We start from the raw sequence: 12131 nt of genomic DNA on the forward strand, positions 1-12131 counted from the left end.
AATAATGGAAGCATCAGCTTTACCTCTGTTTTTTAGTCATATTGAACAGCAATTGAATGAAGTGCCGAATGAACTACGTCGTATTTTTCACGGGCGTGGCAAGTTTTGGCCCGGCCTAGATCAACTCACTTGTGATTGGGTTGATGGACAGTTATTGGTTAACGTGTTTAAAGAAGTGGACCAAGCGTTCTTATCATCTCTAAAGACTGGATTGGTCGACCTCACTAACAAAGATATCTGGCAAGTAAAACAGGGCACAAGCATTGTGCTGCAACACCGTTATGCTGATGGCGCGCCCTCTGAAGTGTTGTGGGGTCAATTGAACGACTCACCAGTCGTGGTTGAACATGGGCTTAAGTACCAACTAGACATTGGCCGCAATCAGAACTTCGGTCTGTTCCTAGACATGCGTAATGGCCGTCAGTGGGTACAAGATAATGCTAAGGATAAGAACGTTCTTAACCTGTTCGCATACACTTGTGGTTTCTCTGTGGCGGCGATTGCGGGTGGCGCTCGACAATGTATGAACGTAGACATGTCTCGCGGATCACTGAACAAAGGCCGTGATAACCACCGCTTGAATGAGCATGATATGCGCTCGGTGAACTTCCTTGGCTACGATATCTTTAAGTCGTGGGGAAAAATCAAGAAGGGTGGCCCATATGAGCTGGTTATTATCGATCCGCCTTCGTTCCAAAAAGGCAGCTTTGCACTTACTAAAGACTACAAAAAGATCTTACGTCGTTTGCCTGAGCTTCTAACCGAAGGTGGTGAAGTGATTGCTTGTGTTAACTCACCAGCAGTGTCACCAAACTTCTTGATTGAGACGATGGTAGAAGAAGCGCCAAGTGTTGAGTTTATCGAGCGTCTAGATAACCCACCTGAGTTTGTCGATGTTGACCCCGATTCAAGTTTGAAAGTCCTGAGATTTAAAATTAACGTTTCTGAAGACGCTTAATTTAGAGTAAACAAATATCAACGTTTGAAAGTAAAAAAGCCACTCAAATGAGTGGCTTTTTGGTCTTTAGGTTTCTAAGAAGTTTAAGCTTGTTGTTTCTCTAGCTCAGCTTCTTTCACTTCGTCTTTGATTAGAGAATCAACGATTACCGCACATGCTGCATCACCAGTGATGTTAAGGGCAGTACGGATCATGTCGAAGATACGGTCTAGAGCGAACAACAGAGGTAGACCTTCGATAGGGATACCAGCTGCTAGAAGAACCGCAACCACTAGGAAAGAAGGACCTGGAACACCTGCTTGACCAACTGCGCCTAGCGTAGAGGTTACGATGATAGCAACGTAAGCGCCCATAGACAGGTCGATGTTGAACAGCTGTGCAAAGAAGATAGCAACCAGGCCGTAGTAAATTGCATTACCAGACATGTTGATCGTCGCACCAAGTGGCAGAACGAATGAAGCCGTAGAGTTGCGAACGCCAAGTTCTTTCTCTACCGTTTCCATTGTTACTGGTAGTGTCGCCATTGAAGATGCTGTTGATAGTGCAACCGCTTGAGGCTTCTTCATTGCCACTAGGAACTTCTTAGCTGAAGTCTTAGTGAAGATTTGAATCATCAGTGGGTAAGCAACAAAGCCGAAGATAAGAATCGCAGCGATGTAAACAATGAACAGCTTGAACACGACCATAAGCGCGCCAAAACCAAACGTACCTACTGCTTCAGCCATTAGGCCGAATACGCCAAGTGGTGCAATGATCATAACTTTGTTGATCATCCATACCATAGCGTCAACGATAGCATTTACACCGTTGATGATAGGGTCACGTTTCTCTTTTGCTTGTTTAGAAATCGCAATACCAAAGAATAAGCAGAAAACGAGAATTTGCAGAATGTTTGCTTCATTCAGTGATTGGAAAACGTTGGTAGGGATCATGCCAGTGATGGTTGCCCAGAACGTTGGAAGTTCGCCTTTCGCAGCGTATTCTGAAGAGAACATACCTTCAACGCCAGAAACATCGATACCACGACCGGGTTCGAACACTTCACCCATTACAAGCGCTAGTGCCACAGCAAGTGCAGAAGTTAGTGCAAAGTAACCCAGTGTTGTTACACCGACTTTACCAGCCGATGAGCTATTACCTAGACCTGCAGCACCTGAAATTAGGGCAACTGCGACTAGAGGAATCACCAGCATCTTGATCAAATTGATGAAGATAGCACCCAGTGGAGCGAACATTGTTGCGCTGTCACCCATCATCGCGCCGACTGCTGTACCGATGATCATTGCAATAACGACTTGAATGCCAATATTGCTTAGTAAACTCTTTTCTTTTAACACTTCCATAACCTCTGTGCTACTAAATATAAAAATCCCAGAATTACTCACCAATGAACGATGTGCCATTGGATAAATATTTCGCGAAGAGTTTTACACGTATCCTTTACATTTATCAATATGAGCAGAGGTGAAAGTCTCTTAAAAACAGCAGGTGAATCGCTATTAGATGTTTTTTCACACCAAAGCAAGCGTTTGCTTTGGTTTTTCGTTGTTCGGTTATTTGTAAGATTTATAAAAGTGTTTTTATTGATCGCTTTGTGAATGGATTGTGCTTCGCGTCGCTTGCTTACTTTTGTTAACATTTAATCCATATCTTTGCGTTTTTTCTATACAGATTAATCTGGCTGAAAATGATAAAGCTTGTTGTGGGAAATTTAGCCTGAACTATGCTTAAGGTATCTATTTATTACCAAGATGTTACCTCTGCGCTTTAAATAAAACGTCTATCTAGCATCTCAGTTGTAAGGAGAGGGGCTATGACTTTTATATTAAAGTACTTGTTTGTGTTTCTTCTGTTGTTCAGCTCTGTGTTCGCTCAGGCAGATGATGTTTGGGTGATTGAGGTGAACGGAGGGATAGGTCCGGCGACCAGTGATTACCTCACTAGAGAAATAGAACAAGCTCACGATGAGCAAGCAAAGCTCATCATTTTGAAAATGAACACGCCTGGCGGGTTAGATTCGTCGATGCGTGACATTATTCGATCCATCACCACGTCACCGGTTCCGATAGCAACTTGGGTTGGGCCTGCGGGTTCACGTGCTGCGAGCGCGGGGACGTATATCTTGCTAGCCAGCCACATTGCTTCGATGGCGCCCGGAACTAATCTAGGTGCAGCAACACCTGTGTCGCTTGGTGGTGGCAAAGCGCCTGCTAGTCCGTTATCTCCTCAAGACGACGCCAATAAAGATGACAACACGTCAGCGGGTGAGCAAGACGAAACAAAACAAGAGAACTCAGACCAAGTAAAAGCCACCACTGCGATGGAAAAGAAAGTCATCAATGATGCTGCGGCTTACATTGTCAGTTTGGCTAAGCTACACAATCGCAATGAAGAATGGGCAGAAAAAGCGGTAAGAGAAGCGGCGAGTTTAGACTCAGAGAACGCATTCACACTTAACGTGATTGATTTTATTGCCAGCGACCTTCAGCAATTGGTTGAACTGAGTAACGGACGCGTCATCACCATCAACGGGGTCAGTCAGGAAATCCAACTTAGTGATGTTGCTTTTGTCGAGCGAGAACAAGACTGGCGATTTAGTTTGCTGTCAGTGATCACGAACCCGAACGTTGCATATATTTTGATGCTCATCGGTATCTATGGTTTGCTCCTTGAGTTCTATAACCCTGGCTTCGGGCTTCGGGCTTCGGGCTACCGGGTGTATTGGGGGGGATCTGTCTGTTATTGGCAATGTACTCCTTACAAATGCTGCCGGTGAGTTACGCAGGCCTTGCTTTAATCCTATTGGGAATTGCTTTGATGGTCGTAGAGGCCTTTAGCCCGAGCTTCGGTATTTTCGGTTTGGGCGGCGTCGCTGCGTTTACGCTCGGCTCGATCATGTTGATGGATACCGAAGTGCCGGGTTATCAAATCGCATTGCCGTTAATTATCGGGATCAGTTTGTTCTCTGTTTCCTTTATCGTCGTAACAATATCAATGCTAGTCCGAGTGAGAAACAAACCAGTGACTACGGGGATGGAAGCGGTAGTAGGCGACACTGGCAAAGTGGTAAGCGGTTTCCCCGGTGCGGGGCGTGTGCTAGTCGAAGGTGAGATCTGGCAAGCCAAATGTGCGAGTGAATTGCAAGCGGGGCAGCTTATTAGAGTGACCAAACTGACTGGGTTGTTGTTGGATGTTGAGGTGTTGCCCGATGAGACATCATCGAAATCTAGCTAGCGCGACATGCTAGAACAAACTTGATTGAATTATTTATTGCTTAACCATCGTTACCATTAGGGGGCGGTTATGTTTATACACACTATAGGTATTGTCATTGTGCTCGTTATCTTGTTGATAGCCAGCATGTTCAGAGTACTGCGCGAATATGAACGTGCAGTGGTGTTTTTCCTTGGGCGCTTTTACGGAGTGAAAGGACCGGGGTTAATTATCATCATTCCTTTCATCCAACAAATTGTGCGAGTGGATCTACGAACTATCGTGTTGGACGTGCCGACGCAAGATTTGATCACACGCGATAACGTGTCAGTGAAGGTGAATGCAGTGGTGTATTTCCGAGTGCTGGATCCGAAGATGGCGATCAACAACGTTGAGAATTACCTTGAAGCGACCAGCCAACTTTCACAAACAACGCTGCGTTCGGTGCTTGGGTAACATGAGTTGGACGAGCTATTGTCTGAGCGAGAAGAGCTCAATAGAGACTTACAAGCGATACTGGATCAACACACCGATAACTGGGGGATCAAGATTGCCAATGTCGAGATCAAGCATGTTGATCTGGATGACAGTATGGTGCGAGCCCTTGCTAAACAAGCGGAAGCCGAGCGTTCTCGTCGAGCTAAGGTAATACATGCAACAGGTGAGCTTGAAGCATCTTCAAAGTTACGTGAAGCGGCCGAAGTGCTGAATCAAGCGCCCAATGCCATTCAATTGCGATATATGCAAACGTTAACCGAGGTGGCCAACGAAAGAACCTCCACCATCATCTTTCCAATGCCCATCGATCTAGTGGAGAAGATAACCGACCCGATCAAAGCGACGCTCAATGAGGCTGCGATTAAGAAAGCGATGAAAGCTGATGAGTAGTTAGCGTGAATGACGAGTTATAAAAAAGGCTCCACAGTTGTGGAGCCTTTTAGTATTTGAATCGCTGGTTTTATTTAACGACCATTGATTACGAACGTCTATTTAATGACCGTCGATTATTTCTGCGTTGCCGCTTTCATTGGCGTAACAAACTCCGCAAGTGCTTTAAGCATTGCTTCTGGTTGTTCAACGTTGTTTTCAATGATTTTCACAACCGCTGAGCCAGAGATAGCACCTGCAGCGCCCGCTACAATCGCTTCTTTCACTTGTTCAGGAGCAGAGATACCGAAACCAAGCAGTGCTGGTGGCGCATCAAACTTGTTCAAACGATCAAGTAGGGCAGTTACAGGCATGTTTGCTTTTGTTTCTGCACCCGTTACGCCTGAGCGAGAAAGTAGGTATGTGTAACCGCCACCTAGCTCAGAAACTGATTGAAGCGTTTCATCGCTTGCTGTTGGTGGAGCAATAAAGATTGGGTGAACACCAAACTTCTTCGCAGCAGCAACAAACTCGCCACTCTCGTTGGTTGGTACATCAGCAATCAATACTGAATCGATACCTGCTTTTGCGCAGCGTTCGTAAAAATTTTCTATACCACGTGCGTAAACCAAGTTTGCGTACATCAGTAGGCCGATTGGTAGCTCTGGGTATTTAGCGCGAATTTGACCAATAAGATCAAAACACACATCTGGCGTTACTTTAGAATCTAAAGCACGAATGTTTGCGCCTTGGATTGTTGGGCCATCTGCAAGCGGATCTGAGAATGGGATACCAAGCTCAAGTGCATCTGCACCCGCTTCAACTAAGGTTTCCATGATCTTAAGTGATTGCTCAGGGTTAGGATCGCCAACCGTTACGAATGGTACAAATGCGCCCTGATTCTTTTCAGCTAAGCGAGTGAAGAGTGATTGATAGCGATCCATTATAATGCTCCTTTCTCTTTAAGAATGTCGTGTACAGAGAAAATGTCTTTGTCACCACGGCCAGATAAGTTAACGACTAATAGCTGTTCTTTCTCTGGATCGTCGTGAGCCATTTTGATTGCATGAGCCAAAGCATGAGACGACTCTAGCGCTGCGATAATACCTTCGTTACGTGCGATAGCTTGGAAAGCTTCTAGTGCTTCGTCATCGGTCACGTTGTCGTATTCAGCACGGCCAATCGCATTTAGGTGCGCGTGTTGAGGACCCACTGATGGGAAATCTAGACCCGCAGAAACAGAGTAAGACTCTTCTACTTGGCCGTTCTCATCTTGCATCAATGGTGCTTTCATACCAAAGAAGATACCGGTTTTACCGTGTTTAAGTGGCGCGCCGTGTTGGTCGGTATCAATACCTTTACCCGCTGGCTCTACACCTATTAGGCGCACAGTTTCTTCTTCAATGAAATCCGCGAACATACCGATAGCGTTTGAACCACCGCCGACACAAGCGATAACTGCATCAGGAAGGCGACCTTCACGAGCTAGAATTTGGTTCTTCGTTTCTTCACCAATCATGCGTTGGAAGTCACGAACAATCGTTGGGAATGGGTGAGGGCCCGCTGCAGTACCCAATAGGTAGTGCGCGTCTTCGTAAGTTGCAGACCAGTCACGTAGAGCTTCGTTACACGCATCTTTTAGCGTTGAAGAGCCAGAATGAACAGGGATAACCTCTGCGCCCATTAGCTTCATACGGAACACGTTCGGGCTTTGACGTTCAACGTCTTTTGCACCCATGTAAACACGACACTTAAGACCTAATAGAGCACAAGCTAGAGCTGTTGCCACACCGTGTTGGCCTGCGCCAGTTTCAGCGATGATTTCCTGCTTGCCCATACGTTTTGCTAGCAATGCTTGACCAAGTACTTGGTTTGTCTTGTGAGCACCGCCGTGAAGTAGATCTTCACGCTTTAGGTACAGTTTTGTTTTTGTACCTTTTGTTAGGTTGCGTGCTAGTGTTAGCGCCGTTGGACGACCAGCGTACTCTTGAAGAAGCGTCATGAATTCGCTGCGGAACTCAGGATCGGCTTGTGCATCGATAAATGCTTGTTCAAGTTGGTCTAGTGCTGGCACTAGGATCTGCGGTACGTATTGACCACCGTATTCACCAAAGTAGGCATCGAGTTTAGCCATTGTGTTATTCCTTCAATTCTACTGATGTGTATTCACACCAAGTCATTTAATCTTGCTTGAGCTTCGCAAAAGGCAAAGCCCACAAATATGTTTTTAGTTTCTGCTTTCTGCTTTCTGATTTCTAGCGCCGAGTTTGGACTAGTAATTACGAATCGCTGCAAAAGCGCGTTGCAGTTTGTCTGCGTCTTTTTTACCCGGAGCTGATTCAACGCCAGAGTTTAGGTCTAATCCTAAACAACCCAACTTAGCGGCTTGGTTAGCATTTTCTGGATTTAGGCCTCCCGCTAACATGATTGCGCTTTGGTTGTTGATTAGGCTCCAGTCGAACGCTTGACCTGTACCACCCGTTTGAGAACCCACTTTAGTATCTAGCAGGTGACGAGTCACGTTGCTTTCTAGTAATTCTGGCAGCGAGCTCTCAACGCCGTTTCCAGCACCAGAAGCCACACCGTAGGCTTTCCAAATCTCAACGTTTTCAGGTAGTGATTGTTTTAACTCATCGACAAATGCTTGAGACTCATCACCGTGCAGTTGCACCGCAAACAAACCTAGCTCAGCAACCGTTTTTGCAACGTCAGTAACGCTATGGTTTTGGAACACACCCACGTAGTTCAAAGGTGCGCCGCTCATAGTCAAACGAGCCGCTTCGATATCCACATGACGCTTAGACGCTTCAACGAAAATCAGACCACCGAATACCGCACCAGCTTGATACGCTTTCGCTGCATCATCAGAGTGAGTTAAACCGCACACCTTGTTTTCACCCAGCGTTACTTTACGCACCGCAAGCTCAAGGTTCTTTTCAGCCATCAGAGAGCTGCCGATTAAGAAACCATCTGCAAACGTTGAAAGGTCTCGAACTTGTTGATGTGTGTAGATGCCAGACTCTGAAATTACGACTGCGTTTGGAGCCAGTTCGCGAATCAGCGGAGCCAACTCTTTGGTACGGTTCAAATCAGTCGAAAGGTCACGCAGGTTACGGTTATTAATGCCGATCACTTTTGCTTTTAAAGCGACTGCGCGGTGAAGCTCTTCTTCGTTGCTGACTTCGGTAAGTACACCCATGTTGAGTGAGTGAGCGACTTCCGCCAGTGCTTGGTACTCTTCGTCATCTAATACCGATAGCATCAACAAGATAGCATCAGCAGAGTAGTGACGAGCTAGGTAAACTTGGTAAGTATCAACCATGAAGTCTTTACACAGAATCGGTTGCTTAGCAATGCTGCGAACCTTTGGTAAAAACTCAAAGTCACCTTGGAAGTATTTCTCGTCGGTCAGAACTGAAATTGCATTTGCGTGGTTGTTGTACACCGATGCAATGTAGTCCAAATCAAACTCGTCACGGATCAACCCTTTTGACGGAGATGCCTTCTTACATTCAGTGATGAAAACCGTTTGCTCGCCGCTCAGTGCATCATAAAAGCTGCGATCTGTTGCGGTTAACGCTGTTTTAAACTCTTCCAATGGTTGAGTTTGCTTACGCGCTTCAACCCATTGGTATTTATCACGAACGATTTTTGCTAATACTTCCGCCATTTCAGCTTCTTTGACTGAAACGTGGGTCGACAGTTTATCGGTAGTCTGTGTCATGTTCTTTGTCTCAATTCGTCGTTCGTTAGGCGTGAGCTGCAAGCTTTTGTACAAGCTCGTAGGCTTTGCCAGAATTCATCGCGTCAATGGCCTGTTGTGCGTTGGCTTTTAGGTCTTCGTGACCAAATAGACGCATCAGCAGAGCAACGTTCACGGCTACTGCGCCAACTTGGGCTTCAGTGCCTTTACCCGTCAGGATATCTGTTGTGATGGCTTTGTTTTCTTCTGGCTCGCCGCCCTTGATAGCTTCAAGCGGGTGAGTGTTCAAACCAAAGTCTGCCGGTGTCACTGTGTATTCGTGAATTGCGCCATCTTTGATTTCCGCAACCATGGTTTCACCGTGAATCGCTACTTCATCAAGGCCGCTACCGTGAACAACCGCCGCACGCTTCATGCCCATTTGCAGCATGGTTTCTGCGATAGGGCGTACAAGCTCTTTGCTGTAAACACCCATTAGCTCGATGTTAGGGCGAGCAGGGTTAATCAGTGGGCCAAGGATGTTGAAGATAGTACGTGTTTTCATTGTTTGACGAACTGGCATCGCGTGACGTACACCGCCGTGATATTGCGGGGCAAATAGGAATGCTACGCCAAGCTCATCGACAGCTGTACGTGTATCTTCTGCTGTCATCGCTAAGTTGATACCGAACGAGTCGAGTAGGTCCGAAGAACCTGACTTGCTCGATACACTGCGGTTACCGTGCTTTGCGACTTTTAAGCCACAAGCTGCTGCAACAAACGCAGACGTCGTTGAGATATTAATGGTGTTATGACCGTCGCCACCGGTACCTACGATGTCTGCGAAATCATAATCAGGGCGTGGAAACGGGTTTGCATTGGCAAGCAGTGCTTTCGCCGCACCAGCGATTTCTTCTGGTGTCTCGCCTTTGATTTTTAGTGCTGTCAGTGCAGAAGCCATCAGGATTGGGTCTAGTTCGCCCTTGATGATGACATCAAACAACTGTTGGCTTTCTTCTTGAGTAAGAGACTGTTGTTCGTAAAGTTTATTAATCTGTTCCATGATCGTTTCCTAGTTAGTCTTTTTATCAAGAGTAGAGCTTTTCTCTAGATGAAGAGGTTTCTCAAGAGCCCATTCGATCGCGTTCGCTAGAAGCGTTGCACCGTAGGTCGTCATAATCGATTCAGGGTGGAATTGGAATCCACAAACCTTGTCTTGTTCTTGAACTACAGACATTACCAAATCATCGACTTCAGCGGTCACTGTTAGGCTATCGGATACATGCGTTGCCACTAAAGAGTGGTAGCGAGCGATAGCCAGCGGCGAAGGTAAGCCTTGGTAAGTCGCATGGTTTTGGTGTTCCATCATCGACACCTTACCATGAATGATTTCGCCAGCGCCTGCAACGGTGCCGCCGTAGGCTTCAACAATCGCTTGGTGGCCTAAGCAAATACCAATCATTGGCACTTTGCCTTTTAGCAGCTGAATTAGCTCAGGCATGCAGCCCGCATCCGCTGGAGCGCCAGGGCCTGGTGAAAGCAGTGCAACAGGGTTGTCTAGTTCGTTGATCGCCGCTTCAACTACTTTTGCAGGAATGTTGTTACGGTAAATCTTTACGCTGTGACCTAATGAACGAAACTGGTCTACAAGGTTGTATGTGAATGAGTCGAAGTTATCGATGAATACAATATCAGCCATGATTACGACTCCTTCTTAGTTGTTAGGTTTTTAGTATGAGCTGCTTGAATCGCAGAGATGACCGCTTGAGCTTTGCCGCGCGTTTCATCTGCTTCTGCTTGTGGGTCAGAGTCGAACACCACGCCCGCGCCCGCTTGTACTTGTGCTACGCCATCTTCAACGTAAGCAGAACGAATTACGATACAAGTATCTAAAGTGCCTTCACCGGTTAGGTAACCGACTGCACCACCGTAGCTACCACGACGCGTTTTTTCTACGTCACGGATAAGCTGCATTGCGCGGATTTTGGGTGCACCCGTTAGCGTACCCATGTTCATACAAGCTTGGTAAGCGTGTAGGGCATCTAAGTCTTCACGGAGCTGACCAACAACACGAGAAACCAAGTGCATTACATGGCTGTAGCGATCAACTTTCAGCAAGTCTGCTACGTGGCGAGTGCCAGCTTCTGCGATACGTGCTACATCGTTACGTGCTAGGTCGACCAGCATCATGTGTTCAGCGTTTTCTTTCTTGTCGGTACGCAGTTCAAGTTCAATGCGGCTATCTAGGTCGAAATCAATTTGACCATTCGGGCGCTTACCACGACGACGAGTACCAGCAATTGGGTAAATTTCGATTTGGTTGGTTTCAGTTTCGTACTTCAGTGCACTTTCTGGAGAAGCACCAAACAGAGTAAACAGCTCGTCTTGCATGTAGAACATGTAAGGGCTTGGATTACTTTGCTTGAGTTCTTTGTAAGCCGCCAGTGGAGCAGGGCAAGGTAGCGTAAAGCGACGTGAAGGTACCACTTGGAATACATCGCCTTTAACGACGTATTCTTTTAAATCACGAACCGTTTGGCAGAAGTCTTCATCTGAAACGCTTGGTACAGCGTCAACATTGTCGAGCGGCGTAACTTCTGTGATGGCTTTCAATGACTGACATTGAGTCTGAATGTCGACTAGGCGGTCTGTTAATTGCGCTTTGATGCTTTCATCTTGAGCAAACAAGCTCGCGTGAAGCAGGCCTTCGTTTTCTTGGTGGTCGAAACGTAATAGTGTTTCAGCTACGTAGAAGACAAAGTCAGGACAATTGTTGGTTGCTTCAGCATCACCGAGTGGCTCAAAGTTTGCCACGATGTCGTAAGCGAATAGACCCGCCATGAATAGCGCGTGTTTGTTATCCACGTCTTGCTCAAAGCTGTGCTGAACCAAACGCAGTGCATCGAATGAAGACGCTTCTCTTAAACGTGAATCTTCGTCTAATTCGTTGCTTGGTTCGACAAAAGTCAGCGTCAATACGTTATCCGTAAGGTCAGATTTTATCTCTGTTTTAACGTTTTGAGCTAGGTGTTCGATTAGCGCTTGACCATTTTGAGTCAACGCTTGAAAGGTTACTTCATGTCCGCGACATACGATGCGAACAGCAGAGTCGATAAGGAGTAGGCTTGTCAGGTTCTGTTTAGATTCAATCTCAGCAGATTCCAACAACAGACTGTCTGTTTTGTTTTCACACAGAGTATGAAAAACACTGGTTGGATCTTGCGAGTAAGGAACGGAAGAATTGATGACCTCAATGGTTCCCAGCTTTTTGATTTCAATGGCCTTGTTCACAAGACCTCCTTTATGATTCTTTAAATTTCCTGCCGTACATAGTCGCATAAAGATACCTTTCACCCAATCTAGAATATGGTCAATTCGTTGATTTGTTAGTCAGTTGAATGTGAGATGTTC

At 46.2% G+C, this 12131-nt stretch carries 8 protein-coding genes and 2 pseudogenes; 3 read left to right on the forward strand and 7 right to left on the reverse strand.

The window, feature by feature from the left end:
- Positions 1–4 precede the first annotated feature (4 nt).
- Positions 5–958: a class I SAM-dependent methyltransferase gene (locus tag AB4589_RS06920; protein WP_372099904.1), complete on the forward strand. Its 954-nt coding sequence runs from the start codon at positions 5–7 to the stop codon at positions 956–958.
- Between the two features lie 83 nt (positions 959–1041).
- On the opposite strand, the gene AB4589_RS06925 is transcribed toward AB4589_RS06920, so the two are convergent.
- The gene (locus tag AB4589_RS06925) at positions 1042–2361 is read right to left on the reverse strand and encodes a dicarboxylate/amino acid:cation symporter (protein ID WP_012604345.1); all 1320 of its coding nucleotides are present in this window, start codon (positions 2359–2361) and stop codon (positions 1042–1044) included.
- Between the two features lie 410 nt (positions 2362–2771).
- On the opposite strand from AB4589_RS06925, the pseudogene AB4589_RS06930 reads away from it, so the two are divergent.
- Positions 2772–4192 (forward strand): annotated as a pseudogene (locus tag AB4589_RS06930) (NfeD family protein).
- Positions 4193–4261: 69 nt separating this feature from the next.
- Positions 4262–5059, forward strand: a pseudogene (locus AB4589_RS06935) (slipin family protein).
- A 116-nt stretch (positions 5060–5175) separates the two neighbouring features.
- On the opposite strand, the gene trpA reads toward AB4589_RS06935, so the two are convergent.
- From trpA to AB4589_RS06965, 6 genes are all read right to left on the reverse strand, one after another.
- On the reverse strand, positions 5176–5982 hold the full coding sequence (gene trpA, locus AB4589_RS06940; protein ID WP_017080965.1) for a tryptophan synthase subunit alpha: 807 nt from the start codon (positions 5980–5982) through the stop codon (positions 5176–5178).
- Complete coding sequence (gene trpB / locus AB4589_RS06945; RefSeq protein ID WP_048607243.1) at positions 5982–7172, reverse strand: tryptophan synthase subunit beta; 1191 nt, start codon at positions 7170–7172, stop codon at positions 5982–5984. The genes trpA and trpB overlap by 1 nt, the downstream gene beginning before the upstream one ends.
- Positions 7173–7310: 138 nt before the next feature.
- On the reverse strand, positions 7311–8762 hold the full coding sequence (gene trpCF, locus AB4589_RS06950; protein WP_371709154.1) for a bifunctional indole-3-glycerol-phosphate synthase TrpC/phosphoribosylanthranilate isomerase TrpF: 1452 nt from the start codon (positions 8760–8762) through the stop codon (positions 7311–7313).
- Positions 8763–8787: 25 nt separating this feature from the next.
- On the reverse strand, positions 8788–9783 hold the full coding sequence (trpD, locus tag AB4589_RS06955) for an anthranilate phosphoribosyltransferase (protein WP_372099907.1): 996 nt from the start codon (positions 9781–9783) through the stop codon (positions 8788–8790).
- A gap of 9 nt (positions 9784–9792) precedes the next feature.
- Entirely contained in the window at positions 9793–10419 is a 627-nt protein-coding gene (locus tag AB4589_RS06960) for an aminodeoxychorismate/anthranilate synthase component II (protein WP_004729794.1), read from the reverse strand.
- 2 nt (positions 10420–10421) lie between these two features.
- Positions 10422–12011, reverse strand: coding sequence for an anthranilate synthase component 1 (locus AB4589_RS06965; protein ID WP_371709156.1), 1590 nt, complete (start codon positions 12009–12011; stop codon positions 10422–10424).
- Positions 12012–12131 lie beyond the last annotated feature (120 nt).

It is taken from the genome of Vibrio sp. 10N.222.49.A3, from assembly GCF_041475145.1.
GTDB classification, from domain to species: Bacteria; Pseudomonadota; Gammaproteobacteria; order Enterobacterales; family Vibrionaceae; genus Vibrio; species Vibrio tasmaniensis_A.